This window comes from Actinoplanes utahensis, assembly GCF_016862455.1.
Classification (GTDB): domain Bacteria; phylum Actinomycetota; class Actinomycetes; order Mycobacteriales; family Micromonosporaceae; genus Actinoplanes; species Actinoplanes utahensis.
In genome coordinates, this window is sequence record NZ_BOMZ01000001.1 from 1 (window position 1) to 15,031 (window position 15,031).

General features: G+C 70.1%; 14 protein-coding genes and 1 pseudogene. 8 read left to right on the top strand and 7 right to left on the bottom strand.

Features of this window, described 5'->3' with window-relative positions; genetic code table 11:
- Positions 1 to 26 precede the first annotated feature (26 nt).
- From Aut01nite_RS00005 to Aut01nite_RS00015, 3 genes and pseudogenes are all read right to left on the bottom strand, one after another.
- Positions 27 to 692, bottom strand: coding sequence for a Type 1 glutamine amidotransferase-like domain-containing protein (locus Aut01nite_RS00005; RefSeq protein ID WP_043528049.1), 666 nt, complete (start codon positions 690 to 692; stop codon positions 27 to 29).
- 218 nt (positions 693 to 910) lie between these two features.
- Positions 911 to 1,505 (bottom strand): annotated as a pseudogene (locus Aut01nite_RS00010) (IS30 family transposase); the annotation flags it as partial.
- A gap of 417 nt (positions 1,506 to 1,922) precedes the next feature.
- On the bottom strand, positions 1,923 to 2,762 hold the full coding sequence (locus tag Aut01nite_RS00015; protein ID WP_063958809.1) for a polysaccharide deacetylase family protein: 840 nt from the start codon (positions 2,760 to 2,762) through the stop codon (positions 1,923 to 1,925).
- A 139-nt stretch (positions 2,763 to 2,901) separates the two neighbouring features.
- On the opposite strand from Aut01nite_RS00015, the gene Aut01nite_RS00020 reads away from it, so the two are divergent.
- Positions 2,902 to 3,708 (top strand): SDR family NAD(P)-dependent oxidoreductase, encoded by an 807-nt coding sequence (locus Aut01nite_RS00020; RefSeq protein ID WP_043528051.1) that lies wholly within the window; start codon positions 2,902 to 2,904, stop codon positions 3,706 to 3,708.
- A gap of 39 nt (positions 3,709 to 3,747) precedes the next feature.
- On the opposite strand, the gene Aut01nite_RS00025 is transcribed toward Aut01nite_RS00020, so the two are convergent.
- Positions 3,748 to 3,999, bottom strand: a complete 252-nt coding sequence (locus Aut01nite_RS00025) for a hypothetical protein (protein ID WP_052164061.1) — start codon at positions 3,997 to 3,999, stop codon at positions 3,748 to 3,750.
- 172 nt (positions 4,000 to 4,171) lie between these two features.
- Between Aut01nite_RS00025 and Aut01nite_RS00030 the strand changes: the two genes are divergently transcribed.
- The 3 genes from Aut01nite_RS00030 to Aut01nite_RS00040 are packed head-to-tail and all read left to right on the top strand — an operon-like array spanning position 4,172 to position 5,476.
- Positions 4,172 to 4,579: a DUF6157 family protein gene (locus Aut01nite_RS00030; RefSeq protein WP_043528054.1), complete on the top strand. Its 408-nt coding sequence runs from the start codon at positions 4,172 to 4,174 to the stop codon at positions 4,577 to 4,579.
- 55 nt (positions 4,580 to 4,634) lie between these two features.
- Positions 4,635 to 5,213, top strand: a complete 579-nt coding sequence (locus Aut01nite_RS00035) for a DUF2975 domain-containing protein (RefSeq protein WP_043528055.1) — start codon at positions 4,635 to 4,637, stop codon at positions 5,211 to 5,213.
- Positions 5,214 to 5,236: 23 nt separating this feature from the next.
- Positions 5,237 to 5,476, top strand: a complete 240-nt coding sequence (locus Aut01nite_RS00040; RefSeq protein WP_425551452.1) for a helix-turn-helix domain-containing protein — start codon at positions 5,237 to 5,239, stop codon at positions 5,474 to 5,476.
- On the opposite strand, the gene Aut01nite_RS00045 is transcribed toward Aut01nite_RS00040, so the two are convergent.
- A complete protein-coding gene (locus tag Aut01nite_RS00045; protein ID WP_052164062.1) occupies positions 5,418 to 5,921 on the bottom strand; it encodes an anthrone oxygenase family protein in 504 nt (167 codons plus the stop codon). The two genes, Aut01nite_RS00040 and Aut01nite_RS00045, sit on opposite strands and share 59 nt — an antisense overlap.
- An 89-nt stretch (positions 5,922 to 6,010) precedes the next feature.
- Here Aut01nite_RS00045 and Aut01nite_RS00050 point away from each other — a divergent pair, with 89 nt between their 5' ends.
- Entirely contained in the window at positions 6,011 to 7,330 is a 1,320-nt protein-coding gene (locus Aut01nite_RS00050) for an alpha-amylase family protein (protein ID WP_043528059.1), read from the top strand.
- Here Aut01nite_RS00050 and Aut01nite_RS44695 read toward each other — a convergent pair.
- Positions 7,254 to 7,889 carry a pyridoxamine 5'-phosphate oxidase family protein gene (locus tag Aut01nite_RS44695; RefSeq protein WP_373871422.1) on the bottom strand — a complete coding sequence of 212 codons (636 nt, stop codon included), beginning with the start codon at positions 7,887 to 7,889 and terminating at the stop codon, positions 7,254 to 7,256. The two genes, Aut01nite_RS00050 and Aut01nite_RS44695, sit on opposite strands and share 77 nt — an antisense overlap.
- Before the next feature lie 75 nt (positions 7,890 to 7,964).
- On the bottom strand, positions 7,965 to 8,537 hold the full coding sequence (locus tag Aut01nite_RS00060; protein ID WP_052164063.1) for an MFS transporter: 573 nt from the start codon (positions 8,535 to 8,537) through the stop codon (positions 7,965 to 7,967).
- A 675-nt stretch (positions 8,538 to 9,212) separates the two neighbouring features.
- Here Aut01nite_RS00060 and Aut01nite_RS00065 point away from each other — a divergent pair.
- The 3 genes from Aut01nite_RS00065 to Aut01nite_RS00075 all read left to right on the top strand — a co-directional run bounded on the left by Aut01nite_RS00065 (position 9,213) and on the right by Aut01nite_RS00075 (position 15,005).
- Positions 9,213 to 10,301, top strand: a complete 1,089-nt coding sequence (locus Aut01nite_RS00065; protein ID WP_236642889.1) for a ThuA domain-containing protein — start codon at positions 9,213 to 9,215, stop codon at positions 10,299 to 10,301.
- 19 nt (positions 10,302 to 10,320) lie between these two features.
- Entirely contained in the window at positions 10,321 to 12,993 is a 2,673-nt protein-coding gene (locus Aut01nite_RS00070) for an outer membrane protein assembly factor BamB family protein (RefSeq protein WP_052164064.1), read from the top strand.
- A 107-nt stretch (positions 12,994 to 13,100) separates the two neighbouring features.
- Positions 13,101 to 15,005 carry an alpha/beta hydrolase family protein gene (locus tag Aut01nite_RS00075; protein ID WP_043528060.1) on the top strand — a complete coding sequence of 635 codons (1,905 nt, stop codon included), beginning with the start codon at positions 13,101 to 13,103 and terminating at the stop codon, positions 15,003 to 15,005.
- Positions 15,006 to 15,031 lie beyond the last annotated feature (26 nt).

The following is a 15,031-nucleotide window of genomic DNA, read 5'->3' on the forward strand; positions in this document are numbered from 1 at the left end:
AGATCCGGATAGTCGCCCGGCGACCATCACCCGAACTTCGTCCACTGCCCTTCGGAGACCACCTCGACGGAGCCGTCCACGACCTTGATGGCCGTCTGTTCGTCGATGGCATAGGCCGGGCCGCCGATGTCGGCGGCCCATCGCTGCGCGTCGGCCATGGTGTTCGTCGGGAAGAGGTTCAGGTGCGGGAAGATCGAGAAGTCGACAACTCCCAGGGTGCGGTCGTCGGGCGCGGACGGCCACTCGACGAAGTAGTCCCCGATCCGGGGCGTCATCACCATGCTGCCGGCGCTCACTCCCACCCAGACCTTGTCGGGCAGCGAAGGCAGCAGATCGGCGAGCCCGGACTCGCGCATCCAATGGCACAGGTATGTCGCGTCGCCTCCGTCGACCAGAAGCACGTCGGCCTTCCGGACCCAGGGGACCCATCGCTGCGCACCGATGCTGGGCAGTGCCGTGAGCTCGAGGACACCGAGCGACGCCCAGCCCAGGCCAGACAGGTACTGCCAGTCAGACTCGCGCTCGGCGGCCACGAGCCCCCGCACCGATGCAGGACCGCACATCGGATGACCCCACTGTGCTGTCGGGACGCAGAGGGCGTGGCACTCCTCGATCGGCTTGCCGAGCAGCTGTACGAGCGCCGAGTGGATGCTCGGGTTCGTGACGCCGCCGGACGTGAGCAAGAGCTTCACGATGCCTCCAGATTCACGCGTGAGGGAGAATGCGTCTGATGATCAACACCGCGCCGGCGCTCATCGTAGTTCGGTCGTGCACTTTCAGATGTCCCTCGATCAGCGGGGCGCCTCCCTTCCACCCGGTCCTACTTCGTCCAACATCTGCATCCGTCGGAGCGCGGGACCCTCACGTCGTAACGGCGACCGCTCATCGGCAGATCAGTCAGTAAGTGTGATCATGCGGCTTCTGCGAGCAGGCGGGTGAACCGCTGAGCGGGGGTGTCCCAGCCGAGGATCTTGCGGGGGCGGTTGTTGAGTTCGGTGGGCACTGCGGTCAGGTCTTCGGCGGTGTGCAGGCTGAGGTCGCTGCGCTCGGGGAAGTACTGGCGGAGCAGGCCGTTGGTGTTTTCGTTGGCGCCGCGTTGCCAGGGGCCGGCCGGGTCGCAGAAGTAGACCGGTGTGCTGGTGGCTGCGGTGAACTCGGCATGCCGGCCATTTCGACGCCCTGGTCCCAGGCCAGGGACTGTCGCAGTCCTGCCGGAGGGGTCGAGAACATGGTGATGAGCCGGTGGCGGAGATGTGCGGCGTTGCGGCCCTGTGGTAGGCGGACGAGGAGGACGTAGCGGGTGGTGCGCTCGACCAGGGTGCCGATGGCGGTCCGGTTGTGGGCACCCATGATCAGGTCGCCTTCCCAGTGACCGCTTCCCAGTGACCGGGTAAGGCGCGGTCGTCGGCGGTGGCGGGCCCGTCGTGAATGCTCTTGGAGCGGTCGGTGAACCGCGGTGTCCGCTGTTCGCGGCTGCGGCGGCGCTGATGGTGATCCGCTCGCCCTCGGACAGGTAGCGGGCCGAGACAGCCCGCTTCGGCGCAGCGATCGGCGGGTAGACCCGGGATTCGCCGTCCGAGCCGGTGATGTTCCGGCCGTATCGCCAGCGGGTGCCGGTACGTCGGTTGATCCCGACTTCCCGGCATGCCGCCGAGTTGTTCATACCCTGTGCCATGAGGCGAAGGTAGTGATCACGTTTCGCTTGTTCCGGACCGGCACCCGGTGGCTTACGCGGACGACGGGGGTCGGGCACGGCGACTCCTGAGCGGGTCAGGTGTTGCGACGACCGTCAGAATCCAGGGGTGCGGATCGGGGCCATCCCGGGAATCGTCGCCGCTTCTCGACGAAGAATTCGCCGCCCACGTGGGTGACGTCATCAACGAATGGCTACTTCTCCGGATGTGTTCGCGGTGAGAAGGCGGTCAACCATTCGCCGGCCGAACAGGCTTCCTCGCCCGCAACCGTTCGGCGAGGGCGCTCGGCACCCGGATCGTGTGCACGGGCAACGGGATCAGCTGGAAACGCTGCCTCAACCAGGGCAACAGGGTGCGGTACGCGGTGACCGTCCAGGGTTTCGCCATGTCGTGACCCAGCACGATCGAACCCTGGCGGGTGTTCTTCTGCACGACGCCGACGATGTGCTGGACCATCGCGCTGCCCTTGCCGTACTCCTTGCTCATCCAGGACTGGTCGTCGACGTTCCACGACAGCGGGGTCATGCCGGATTCCCGGGCTGTCGCGTTGAGCCGCGCGGTGAAGTTGCCGTACGGCGCCCGGAAGTACTGGACCGGAACGCCCGGTACGGCCCGCTGGATCGACCGGGTCGTCGCCTCCAGATCCTTACGGATCGTCGCCACGTCGCGCTTGCCGAGATCCTCCAGATGCTGCCAGGAGTGGTTGCAGAGGGTGTGCCCCTCGGCGGCGATCCGGCGGACGATGGCGGGATGGTCGCGCGCCCGCCAGCCGGTGAGGCAGAACGTCGCCTTGACCCTCTGCTGCTTGAGCAGGTCCAGCAACTGCGGTGTGACCTTGGGGTCCGGACCGTCGTCGAAGGTCAGCGCCACCGCCGCGGAACCGGTGCGGCGCATCGACCCGTACGGCCCCGAGGTGTCGACGCCGGCGGCGCCCGAACCCACGGAGGCGGCGCCGGTCCGCGCCGGCGGTGGGGTCGTCGCGGCCGAGCCGACCTGGGGCACGAGCACCGCCGCCGCCAGGGTCGCGACCACCGGGCCCGCGTAGATGGAGGGACGTCGCAAGAACACGGAATCTCCTCGGCGCCTGTCACACCCGTCGATCGAGCTATGTGGACACTAGGCGGGCCGGGCCCGGGAGGGAAGTGGCCGATCGGCCCGCGGTGGGCGCCGATGATTAACCGCCGCCCCGGTGGGCACCCGATCCGGTATGACGACTGACAGTGAGAACCCGTTCGCCGTGATCACCGGCGCTTCCAGTGGCATCGGGTACGAGCTGGCCCGGCAGCTCGCCGAGCACGGCTACGACCTGCTGGTCATCGCCGAGGACGAAGGCATCGAGGAGGCCGCGGCCGGTCTGCGCCGCGACGGCGTGAACCAGGTGACGGCGGTCCGGGCGGACCTGGCCCGGCGCGAGGGTGTGGAACAGGCCTGGGCGGCGATCACGTCGACCGGGCGCGACATCGACGTGCTGGCCCTCAACGCCGGCCGGGGCATCGGCGGCGACTTCGTCGGCGGCACGAAGCTCGACGACGAACTGAACGTGATCGATGTGAACGTGACGTCGACCGTACACCTGGCGAAGCTCGCTCTTCCCCCGATGGTCGCCCGCAAGCGCGGCCGCGTCCTGATCACCTCCTCCATCGCGTCGATGATGCCCGGCACCTATCAGGCGGTCTACAACGCGTCGAAGTCGTTCGTGCAGTCGTTCGCCGAAGCGGTGCGCGCCGAACTGGTGGACACCGGGGTGACCGTGACCTCGCTGATGCCGGGGCCGACGGACACGAACTTCTTCCACCGGGCCGACATGGACGACACCCGGGTCGGCGCGAGCGACAAGGACGATCCGGCGCAGGTCGCCGAGCAGGCGATCAAGGCGCTGCTGGACGGCAAGGAGAAGGTCCTGGCCGGGTCGGTGAAGACCCGGGCGCAGGCGGTCGCCAGCAAGGTGGCCCCGGACAAGGTCAAGGCCGAGATGCACCGCCGGATGGCCGAGCCCGGCTCCGCCTCGAAGTGACGGGCGCCGTGGCCGCCGGGACGCCCGGCGGCCACGGCCTCACGCGTCCGGCACGGACATCGGGTTGCGCTCCTCGTCGCGGGCGGCGAGCCGGGCGACCGCGACCCGGTACTGCGCGGCGCCGATCTCGCCGCTGATCAACTGCGCCGCCAGCGCCCCTTCCAGGGTTGTCGGCTCCGGCCCGCGCTCCGCGCGGGCGTCCTCCGGCTCCGGCGCGTCCCGCGGCTGCCGCCAGAGCGGCAGCACCGCGGCGGTGAGCAGAATCGCCAGAACGATGAGCAGGAACGCCACCGCAACCACCTCCGTCGATGACCCATCGTCGACGGTATCCCAACCGGCCGACAGGGACGAAGGTCCCACCCCACATGGACCGGACGGCCGACAGCCGGTCCGCCTCCGGCCGCGGGAGCGAGGCGCGGTCTTCGGGGCCCACCCCGCACGGCGCCCCATACGCTGCTTCGGCATGAACTACATCAGCACGTTCATCGCGGTGGCCGAGGACTGCAAGGTGGGTCACGGGAAGGTGCCGGCGGGGCGGGGGCCGGGGCGCACCGTGGCGCAGATCCAGTACGAGATGCTCTCGACGCACCCGTTCACGTACACCCAGGAGGACGTCCTCTTCGAGTCCTGGTTCGCGCGGCAGGGCCTCGATGTCGACGACGCTGAGAAGGCGGAGCTGCGTGCCGCGTTCTTCAGCAAGGATCAGCCGTGTCTGCGCACGTCGCCGTTGGCCCGTACGCACGGCTGGGGGCTGATCTGTGACGCGGAGGGCAGGATCGCGCTCTGCGCGATCGACTCGCCCGACTATCGCGGCCACCTGGAGGCCGGCGACCTGAAGGTGATCAAGGCGATGCGCACGAAGCGGGGTTGACATCAATCGACTTCTTATCGATTATCGATATACTGATTATCGATAAGGAGGGGTGATGGCGCACTGGTTGAACGAGTTGCGCGGCATGCTCGGGCTCGGCATGGTGGCGGCCGGTGTCGGCGCGGTGGCGTCGTCCGTCGCGACCCTGTCGGGGCAGCCGATCGAGGTGCCGATCGCGGTCGGCGAGGCGGTGCGGCCCGAGACGCTGACCGGCGTTCCCCCCGGCGTGCGCCTCGGGTCGTCGCTGGACATGGTCGTCGAGGAACCGAGCGTGACACAACGTGCCCTCGAACTGGCGGCGACCCTGCCCCGGATCGCGCTGATCACGGTGGTGCTGGCGCTGCTGTGGCGGGCGGTCCGGCAGGCGAGCCACGATGATCCGTTCCGGTCGGCGCTGGCGATGCGGCTGCGCACCCTCGGGATCCTGCTGATCACCGGCGGGCCGGCGGTGTGGGTGGCCGAGTCGGTGGCGCGGTACGCGCTGAGTTCCACGGTCGGGTTCGGCGGGACGTACGCGGTGGTCGACTTCCTCGTCCCGCTGGCCTGGCTGTTCTTCGGGATCGCGGTGCTCGCGGTCGGCGAGATCGTGCGGCGCGGCCAGGCGATGCGGGCCGACCTCGACGGGGTGGTGTGATGCCGCCGGAGGAGGAGCACCGGGTGGACGTCCACCTCGAGAAGTTGCTCGCCGATCGCGGGATGACCCTGACCGAACTGTCCGCCCGGGTCGGGATCACCCTGGCGAACCTGTCGAACCTGAAGAACGGCCACGCCCGGGCGATCCGGTTCAGCACGCTGACCGCCCTCTGCGACGCCCTCCAGTGCCGGCCGGGGGACCTGTTCACCGTGCGGCCGCTCCGACCGGCTGGTGGACGAGGCGCGGATCGCGGGTCAGCGTGACCGAGGCGGCGATCAGGACCAGAGCCAGGACGGCGAAGACGGTGCGCAGCGTGTGATACGCCTCCCAGCGGTCCCGGAACTCGGCCCAGTCCGCGGGCGGTGACGAGACCACCCAACTGTTGATCTCCTCGTTGATCGGGACGTTGACGATCTGCGTGGAGACGGTGAGCGCGACGACGAGGACGAGCGCTCCGGCGGTCAGCAGGAAACGGGTGCCGAACGGCCGGCGCACCAGCAGCAGGGTCACCGCCAGCGCCACGATCGCACCCATGATCAGGCCGGGGGCCCAGGCGCCGACCGTCGCGTCGACCCGCTGCTGCACCTCGGTGAAGACAGGACCCTCGTACTGCCGGGAGGCGGGCGCGCCGAACCAGCGGCCGGCGAACAGGCCCGCGAGCAGACCGGTCAATACGACACTCACCATCTGAGCGATTCGGGTCAGCATTCACGAGACTCTATGGGCGCACGGCCCACGGCGGATCCGGGTCATCCCGTAGGGCGGACCCCGCCGCGACCTCCGCCTATGCTCGTCCCGTGACTTCCTGGCGTGATCATGTGATCTGGTGGCATCTCTATCCGCTCGGGTTCACCGGCGCCCCGGTGCGGCCCGCCGAACCCGTCGGCGAGATCACCCACCGGCTCGGCCGGATCGAGGCGTGGCTGGATCACGTGGTCGAACTCGGTCTCAACGGGATCGCGCTCGGGCCGATCTTCGCCTCCCGGACCCACGGGTACGACACCGAGGACCACTTCCGCATCGACCCGCGGCTCGGCGACGACGCCGACTTCGACCGGCTCGTCGCCGCCGCCCGCCGGCGCGGCATCCGGCTGCAGCTGGACGGGGTCTTCAACCACCTCGGCCGTACGCACCCCGCGTTCCGCGCACTCGAGGAGCAGGGCCCGGCCGCACCCACCGCCGGCATGTTCCGCGTCGACTGGTCCGGCTGGCGGCCCGGCGACCCGGTCGAAGCCGACGTGTTCGAGGGCCACGACGCGCTCGTCGCCCTCGACCACTCGTCCCCCGCCGTCGCCGACCTGGTCACCGACGTGATGCTGCACTGGCTGGACCGCGGGGTGGACAGCTGGCGCCTCGACGCCGCCTACGCGGTCCCGCCGTCGTTCTGGGCCGGGGTTCTGCCCCGGGTCCGCGCCCGCCACCCCGAGGCGTGGATCTCCGGCGAGGTCATCCGCGGTGACTTCGCCGACGTCGTCCAGGCCTCCACGATGGATTCGGTGACCCAGTACGAGCTGTGGCAGGGTCTCTGGCACGGCATCGCCGACCGGAACCTGTTCGAGCTGGCACACGCCGTCAAACGCCACAACGACCTGCTCGCCACGTTCGTGCCGGCCACGTTCGCCGGCAACCACGACGTGACCCGGCTCGCCTCCGCGATCGGCGCCGATTTCGTGCCGCACGCCATGGCCGTGCTGTTCACCGTCGCCGGGGTGCCGAGCGTCTACGCCGGCGACGAATACGCCTGGACCGGCGTCAAGGAACACCGCCACGGCGGCGACGACGCGGTCCGTCCCGAGTTCCCCCCGGCCCCTCCGGCGCCCGGCGACCTCTTCCACACCCATCAGACCCTGATCGGGGTACGCCGTCGGCACCCCTGGCTGGTTCGCGCCCACACCGACGTCGTCCACCTGGAGAACCGCCGGATCGTGCTCCGCACCGCCACCGGCACGGGCGCCATCCTGACCGCCCTGAACCTCGACGACACCCCGGCCGGCCTGCCCGCGGCCGACGCCCGTACCGTCCTGGCCGGCTCCGCCACCCTCAACGGCCCCGACCTGCGGCTGCCCGCCCGCGGCTGGGCCGTCCTGTCGTCCGGCGATCAGCCGCCACGGGCCTGAGGAGGCCACTTTCGCCCACCGGCCCATCGGCTGCCCGGCGCGGGGCAGCGGCCGCCTTCGCGGGACGCCGCAGACCGACGCGGGTGTGGTGCACCCGCCCGGTCGGTAGTGGTACGGCGGACCCGGGCGCGGAGCGGATCGGTTCGGGTTCTGTCCGGCTGGTCGTGCGGGCTGCCTCGCAGCGCCCGAGACAACAGTGAGAGCCGGCCGGGGGTGACCGGGACGGGCATGCATGAGCCGCACCCGCGCGGTGGGCGTGCGGGGACGCCTGCCGTGGCCGCCGCGAGGCACGGGACGGTGCGTGGCCCGTACCGGAGCATGGGGTGAGAGCAGCGACGCGGACCGCAAGCGGAGCGGGGTCAGGCGCCCTCGCGGTCCGGGTTCTCCAGGCGGAAGAAGTCGGGGCGCACCGGGAGAGGAACTCGCCGTCCCACGCGAACCACATCGGATTGACCTGCGGTGTCCCGTCCTCCCGAACCGTCGCCAGATCAGCGATCAGCGGCCGCTCCAGCAGATCGCGGTGCTCCTCGGGAATGATGCCGGTGGTCATGCCCCCCATCGTGTCTCCCTGTTGTGAACGCCGATATGACGAACCTTCACATGCGGACGCCGTCAGTGACGAGACCGCGGACGATCACCCCCGCAGCGGTACGATCCGAGCCGCGCGCCGCCGGAGGAGGCCGGCCCCGGCCGCCGCGACGATCATGGTGGCGACCGGCAGGAGAAGGGCGGTCCGAAGGTCGGCGGCGGTCGCCAGCACACCGATGAGCCCGGGTCCGAGAAAGCTGCCGAGGTACGCGATGGTGCAGATCCGGGCGACCGTCCCCGCCGGGGAGCCGCCCTCGGCGCCGGCCCGGTGGGCGGCCTCCCCGAGCATCACCGGGAAGATCACCGACAGCCCGAGACCGAGCAGCACGTACCCGGCCAGTCCCGCGAACGGATGCCGGACCGCCAGAGCGAGCCCGAGACCGGAGGCCGCGAGCAGAGCCGCACACCGGACGAGCGGGGCCGCCCCGACCCGCTGCCGGATGTGGTCCCCGGCCAGCCGGCCCACGGTCATCGCCCCGAGGAAGAGCGCGACCCCCGCCGCGGCGAGCGCTTCACTCGCGCCGAGTTCCCGCAGGTAGACGGCCGCCCACTCGTTGGCGCTCCCCTCCGCGAGCAGCACACAGAAGGCGAGTCCCCCGAACCCCAGAACCCACCCCACCGGCGACCACCTCGCTATCCGGCCGCCCGCGCCCGTTCCTCCGATATCCGGATCGCCTTCCCGGCCCACCGTCGGATCCGAGGCCACAACCGACTTCAGGCTCCGGGCCACCCCGGCCACTGCCCCACGACCAGGCTCCCGGGCTCCTTCCCCCGGGTCGGACTCCGGGGACAGCCCGGCCGCATTCCGGAAGCCGAGGTAGAGCGGTGGGTCGCCGATGGTGTGAGCAGTCCCCCGGCGTGCGACGACGATGAGGACGACGAAGACGAGGTGGGTCCGCGAGCCAAGGCGCCGCGGTCCACATCGCCGAGAGCTTTCGCCTTCCCGTACGGCATGAATCAGGGTTGGTCCGCCTGGCGGTCTTTTCGGACCGAAGCAATGTACCGGTTGGTTAGTTATAGCCGATCGAGCCGACGCGAGGAAGGGGCGCGCGCCGGATAACCCAGAGGGTGACAACGAAGGTCTTCGATGCCGCCCACTCCTCAGCCACGCCTTGTGACGCAGCCCACGCGCCACTATGGTCTGCGCAGCGGTACTTGAACACCGCCAGGTGGACCAGGGCCCCGGTCCGCAACGGCAGCGCCGTCAGGACGCATATCGATCGATCGGTGTGGCATCGACGAGGGGACGAGATCGCATGCAACCGGAATCCAGCCCCGGCCGGGGACTCCCGGCGTGAACGCCAACTGGCTCAAGATGATGGCGCCCCTCGCGGCGCTCGCGATCCTCGTGCCCGCGTCAGCTCTCGCGATCACGGGTTCTCCGAAGGAGCAGATCACGGGTTCCCCGAAGGAGCATCAGGGCCGGCCGGCCGGCATCGATCCGGTCTACGGCGTGTGCCGTGGAGTGGACCCGGGCTGCTACCACGACTGGGGCACCGAGCGCGACAACAAGGTGCTGGTGTACTCGCGGACGGCGGGACCGCGGCACGCGAACCTCGGCCGGGTCCTGGATCCCGACAACCCGAGCGTCCAAGGCGCCGCGCTTCCCCGCCCTTACGTGATCACGCACGACCACAGCGACCCGGCTGCCTGGCCGCGCCCGCTGGACGGCTCCAACGTGGCGCAGGCCGGTCTGGTGCGGATGCTCGAGGCCGACGGCATCGAGGTGCACGTCACCGAGGACGTCCAGGCGATGGAGCGGCTGAACGCCGGCTACCGGGCCGTGATCTTCATGAGCCCGACCCGCGACACGCTGTGGAACCACGCGCGCGGTGCGACGGGCGGCACCCGTCTCGACTGGGCCCGGGAGTCGCTGCGCAAATACGTTCAGGGCGGTGGTGGTTTCGTCGGCGTCCACAACGCCTTCGGCACGGAGTACGGCTGGCAGTGGTACGAGGGCCTGCTCGGCAACGCCAACTATTACAACCACGGCCGCAGCCAGCCCGGTGATGTCGTCGTCGTCAACGACCGGGACGTGTCGACCAGGGACCTTCCGCGACGCTGGAGATTCTCCGACGAGTGGTACAACCTCGTCCCGTTCCCGACCGGCGTGAACTTCCTCGCCACCGTCGACGAGCGGACGCTGGCCGACGGCGCGGGCGGGGAGGGGTCGCACCCCGGACACGGCGACTTCCATCCCGTCACCTGGTGTCAGTACTACGACGGCGGCCGGTCCTGGGTCACCACGCTCGGGCACGAGGGCGCCGCCTTCCAGGAGAACTCCACCTTCCCCGGCGCAGCCGAGTTCCAGGCACATCTGAAGCACGGCATCAAGTCCGCCATGGGTCTCGAACCGTTCTGCACACCGGCCAAGCGCAAGTAGCCACAGCGAAGGACGATCGATGAAACCGGGAACACTCGCACCGATCCTGTTCGCCGTCGCTGTCGCCGTCGGGCCCTCGACCGCCGTCGCGTCGGGCCCCCACGGCGTGCAGCAGGCCGAACCACCCGGTCTGGAGCCGACGGGGGCGGACATGCCGACCGTCGGCGGGAACCTCGCGAACCAGCACTACTCGGGGCTGCGGCAGATCTCGCAGCGCAACATCGACAGGCTCGGCCCGGTCTGGCGCACCCATGTCTCGGCGGTGGCGCCGGCCAGCGACGACGTCGGCCAGCAGACGACGCCCATCGTCGCCGACGGGGTCATCTACCTCGACACGCCCGGCGGTGAGGTGATCGCCGTCGACGGCAGGACCGGAGCCCCCCGATGGAAGTGGGCGCCGGAGGGCTTCGCGACCGCGGACACGCGACGTGGCGTCTCCATCGGCCAGGGCAAGGTCTACACCCTCGCCGACGGCGACCGCATCGTCGCCCTCGACAAGGACACCGGCGAACAGGTCTGGGTCGTGCAACCGGCCGTCCAGGCCGGCGTCGACCTGGGCAACCTCGACCGGGTCGCGACGGTCTACCACGACGGTGTGGTCTATGCCCACGCCGCCAACGGCGACCGCGCCGCGGTCGTCGCGGTCCGCGCCGCCGACGGCGGCCACCTGTGGCACGTCTTCGGCGGGCCGGACCGCGGCACCGTCTACACCGACGTCAACGGCGACTCCGTCGACGCCGGCGCGACCTGGGGGCCCGTGCTGCCCGACGGGACGCAGTGCAACCTCGAGGGCGGCGCGACGCCGTGGATGCACGGCGCGGTCGACCCCGGCCTCGGTCTCTACTACATGACCTTCGGCAACCCGCGCAGCTGCCGCAGTTCGCAGGACGGCTCGTTGCGCCCGGGTGACAACCTGTTCTCCACCACGATGGTCGCGGTGGACCTGAAGACCGGCGCCTACCGGTGGCACTACCAGTCGATCCGGCATGACGTGTGGGACATGGACAACGTCCATCCGCCGACCCTGGCCGACATCAGGATCAAGGGCCAGAAGCGCAAGGTCGTGTTCTACGGCAGCAAGTCGGGACACCAGTTCGTGCTCGACCGGGCCACCGGCAAGCCCGTGCTCCCGGTCGCCGACAAGCCGATGATCGTGGACTCCCGGCAGCACAACGCCGCGACCCAGCCCTTCCCCGCCGAGCGCCTGCTGCCCGAGTGCGTCGTCTGGCAGAAGCTGGATCCACGTACCGTCCCGGGAGACCCGTGGCGGGCCGTGCCGAACTACAACGGCTACCAGGCCGACGCGGACGGCGACCTGGTCTTCGACCCGGACAGCTACGTCAAGGCGGACGAGCCGTTCCTGACCTACCCGCAGGGCTCCCCCACGGACCACCGGCGCGGCTGCATGTACGACCCGCAGTGGAACCTGCCGATCCTCTCGACCACCAGCCAGAACGGCGGCGGCGACTGGTCGAACAACTCCTACAGCCACAGCACGAACCTGGTCTACTACCCGTACGGCGCCAACCCGGTGGCGCACTGGAACGGCGCCGCGGCCAACGGGCAGCGGGCGATCGGCCAGTACCAGACCGGCGGGATCCTCGCCTATGACGCCTCGACCGGCAAGGTGCGGTGGCGCAACCACCTCGGCACCGACATGTCGCACGGTCAGGGCCCGCTGACGACCGCGACCGACCTGCTGTTCGCCGGCCAGATCGACGGCCGCCTCCTGGCGATGGACGCCCGCGACGGCGACGTCCTGTGGGATTTCCAGACCGGCTCCGGGATCGCCGGCGCACCGATCACCTACATGGTCGACGGCGAACAGTACGTCGCCGTTCTCGCCGCCGGATCGACGAACCCGTACGGCGGCTCGGTGACGCAGGGTGACTCGCTGTGGGCGTTCAAGCTCGGCGGCGCCTACACCACCGAGTCGGGCAGCCAGGAGGGGCCGGACACCGCTCCGCTGACGATCCGCCGTCCCGTTCAGGGCACTCCGGTCGAGGGATCGACGGTGAACGACACCGTCTACCTGGGCCGGCAGAACCGCACGGCGGACACCGCCGCGGCACGCGACAGCACCTCCCAGGCGGGCATGAACCCGACTCACCTGCGGGTGCCGGTCGGGACCACCGTGACGTTCCTGAACCCGGGAGCGGAGACCTTCCCGAACTTCCCCAACCAGCTGCCGCACTGCGCGACCCAGTTCTTCGAGGGGCTGTTCAACCCTCGGCTGAATCCCGGGGAACGCTTCGAGTTCACGTTCGACCGCGCCGGCGAGTACTACTTCAACGACTGCACCGACCCGCGGCCGACCGGCAAGATCGAGGTGTACGCGACACCGCGGGACCTGCCGGGCGCGTTGCGATTCGTCCCCTCCACCATCGACCTCGGCTCACGGACCGGGATCTTCACCGGGGTCCGCGGTCCGGTGACGGCGACGCTGACCCTTCCGGCCGGACACCGGCTCGACGGTGACGTCGAGCTGCGGACGCCGCTGTCGCGCTCCCCCGTCAAGGCCACGCATGCGACGACCGCCGGCCGCACGTTGATCGTGACGTTCGACCGGGCCGACCTCGACAACAACGTGCCCGCGGGCGACGCGGTGCCGTTGACGCTGGTGGCGAACTTCCGGCACGCCGGCGACCAGAGACAGCTCACCTCGACGGCGACGGTCCGGATCCGCAAGTAGAACCCGGTGAGGGCTCGGCGAGGCGGCGACACCCGCCTCGCCGAGCTGGCCCCCCGTCCCGAGCAGCCCATGTCCCACCAGCCGTCACCGGCGAAAGGACCATCGTCATGAGTACGATCGATCGGCGCCGCCTGCTTCGGGGAACGGCCGGCCTCGCGGTGACCGCGACCCTGGCGAGCCAGGCCACCGCCCTGCCGGCGTCCGGCGCGGGCCCGGCCTGGCGAATCCCGGGAACACTCGGGGAACCACGACCGCTGGACGGCCGCCCGTTCCCGGCATACGACTACTCCCGTGCCAGCAGGCTGCCGCGGGAGATGACCGGCTACTGGACGAAGTCCTTCGACGTCGCGGGCACCACCCGTAGCGCGAAGGTGTACATCTCACCCGAGACGCCGATCCGCTCCTACTACACGGTGATCGCCGTTCCCGACGACGTGGAGACGGGCGACTTCCTCCGGCGAGCGGGCTGGGCCGGCATCGCCGACCAGCGCGAGGAGGGTCTGTTCGTCCTGGAGCCCGGTCCGGGCGGGTGGGGCGCCGCCACGGAGGAGGCGGCCCACGTCGAGGCCGCGATGGCGTTCTTCCAGAACAACCGGTACTTCTCCATCTTCGGCCTGCACTACCTCGTCGGCTACGGCACCGGCGCGGCTGCCCTGGAGGCCTGGGCGGTCGCGCACCCCTTGCGCGTCATCAGCCAGGTGTACGTCGACTCGCCGGGCCTGAGCGCTGACCATCTGAACTCCTACGCCGGCCGGGAGTTCGGCGGCGAGACCGAAGGCGCCTACACCCCGGTCGAGTTCCCCGAGGGCTTCGACCTGATCCGGTACGACGAGACGGTCCTGCCCACCTGGTACATCCGTCCCGATCGGCACCGGATAGGCGCGAGCCTGTCCTACTGGATGCGGGCCAACGACACCGAGAACCGCACCCGGCAGGAGCGGACGCTCGGCGCCGTGTATCGCCAGCGCCACGGCTCCCGCCGGTGGATGACATCGTACGCCGGGCCGATCTCGCAGGTGGCGGTGCAACAGCGTCCGATGAGCACCCACCACATCGTCGAGTTCCTCACCCGGTACACCCGGTACGAGAACTTCTTCGCGTACGGCAACCAGCTCTTCGAGCGCGCCGACTACGCGAAGATGGGCGTACAGGTGCGCACCATGATGGTCGAGGGTTCCCTCCGCGAATACCTCGTCTACGTTCCCCGCGCCGCCCGCCGTCTGTGGCGCGACCGCGCGCCGGTCGTGTTCGTCTGGCCCGGCAACAGCCAGACCGCCAAGGTCTTCTTCGACGCCGCCCAATGGTGGAGGGTCGCCGACCGCGAGGGCTGCATCCTCGTGGTCGTCGGCGAGCAGTACAGCGCCACCTCCGTGTCGGTCAGCCACCGCGACTCGCACGCCTTCTATCGGCAGCTGCGCCGGCTCGTCACCGACGAGTTCGGGGCCGACCCGACGAGGTTCTACTCCACCGGGCAGTCCGCCGGCAGCGCGGTGACCCAGAACTTCGCGATCGCCTACCCGGAGTACTTCGCCGCGGTCGCCTCGACGTCGTTCACCACCGCCCCGGACGCCGCCGGCACGGTCGGCATCGACGGTGTGCAGGTCCCGGCCAGCGGCCGGCCGATCCCGAACTACCAGATCTACGGGTACGGCGACCTCGGCTTCCTGGCCGGCGACCTCTGGGACGGCACGCAGAACGCTCTCGACAGCTGGGCGGGGTACCACCTGCGCGCCCATGGGCTGACACTCGCCGACGTGGACACCGTCACGGGCAGACGGCACGGCCGGCACGATCGTTTCCAGACCTGGACGTGGCACGACGACGACACCGCGATCCCGGTCCTCAAGCTGTCCCGGAACCTGTACCGCTCGCACAACACCATGCCCGAGGAGTCGCCGCTGCTGTGGGACTTCCTGAAGCACTACAGCAGCGAGGCGGACCACGACGGCGACGTCGTCCGGTACTACAGCCGGTCCGCGTTCCGGCGTCCCCGGGACAAGAAGCGGCTGTGATCCGGGGCGCGCACCGTTCGCCGGGA

What these genes read in the sequence shown, in the direction of transcription:
- Aut01nite_RS00020 (WP_043528051.1), top strand. Translation starts at nt 2,902, where the DNA reads ATGACGACTGACAGTGAGAACCCGTTCGCCGTGATCACCGGCGCTTCC.
- Aut01nite_RS00030 (WP_043528054.1), top strand. Translation starts at nt 4,172, where the DNA reads ATGAACTACATCAGCACGTTCATCGCGGTGGCCGAGGACTGCAAGGTG.
- Aut01nite_RS00035 (WP_043528055.1), top strand. Translation starts at nt 4,635, where the DNA reads ATGGCGCACTGGTTGAACGAGTTGCGCGGCATGCTCGGGCTCGGCATG.
- Aut01nite_RS00045 (WP_052164062.1), bottom strand. Translation starts at nt 5,921, where the DNA reads ATGCTGACCCGAATCGCTCAGATGGTGAGTGTCGTATTGACCGGTCTG.
- Aut01nite_RS44695 (WP_373871422.1), bottom strand. Translation starts at nt 7,889, where the DNA reads ATGGGGGGCATGACCACCGGCATCATTCCCGAGGAGCACCGCGATCTG.
- Aut01nite_RS00070 (WP_052164064.1), top strand. Translation starts at nt 10,321, where the DNA reads ATGAAACCGGGAACACTCGCACCGATCCTGTTCGCCGTCGCTGTCGCC.
- Aut01nite_RS00075 (WP_043528060.1), top strand. Translation starts at nt 13,101, where the DNA reads ATGAGTACGATCGATCGGCGCCGCCTGCTTCGGGGAACGGCCGGCCTC.